The organism is Bradyrhizobium algeriense (assembly GCF_003062295.1).
Lineage (GTDB): Bacteria > Pseudomonadota > Alphaproteobacteria > Rhizobiales > Xanthobacteraceae > Bradyrhizobium > Bradyrhizobium algeriense.
Window position 1 is genome coordinate 1 of the sequence record NZ_PYCN01000261.1, and the last position, 456, is coordinate 456.

1 protein-coding gene and 1 pseudogene are annotated in these 456 nt (G+C 69.3%); both read left to right on the top strand.

Annotation, left to right across the window (positions count from 1 at the left end; all coding sequences use genetic code 11):
• Positions 1–190, top strand: a 190-nt coding sequence (locus C7G61_RS45780; RefSeq protein ID WP_476727217.1) for a hypothetical protein, incomplete at its 5' end; no start/stop codon positions are given.
• A gap of 27 nt (positions 191–217) precedes the next feature.
• Positions 218–456: pseudogene (locus C7G61_RS43425) on the top strand (DDE-type integrase/transposase/recombinase); the annotation flags it as partial.

Consider the following 456-nt stretch of genomic DNA (forward strand, 5'->3'; position numbering starts at 1 on the left):
CCTGAGATCCGTTCAGCGGTTTTGGCACCACGCCTATCCGGCTCCGGCCATCCGCGCCCGCCGGCGGGTTGAGACCCCTTCCGGGGCCCAGGCGCAGGTGGACTGGGCGCACTTTCCGGGCGTGATCCTGGCCGGCGTCCCGACCGATCTTCTGGCCCTGCACATGGTGCTGTCGTTTAGCCGCAAGTAGGCGATCGTCTGGTCGCCGACCAAGGACATGCTGGCCTGGCTGGGCTGCCATTCGGCCTGCTTTACCCGCCTGGGCGGCGTGCCGGCGACCGTGCGCATCGACAACGAGAAGACCGCCATCGCCCGCGGGGCCGGCGCCTGGGGGGTGATCAATCCCACCTATCGCCGCTATGCGGCGACCATGACGTTCCACATCGACGCCTGCCCGCCGCGCCAGCCCCAATGCAAGGGGAAGGTGGAACGGCGGGTGCGCGATCAGCGTCTGGC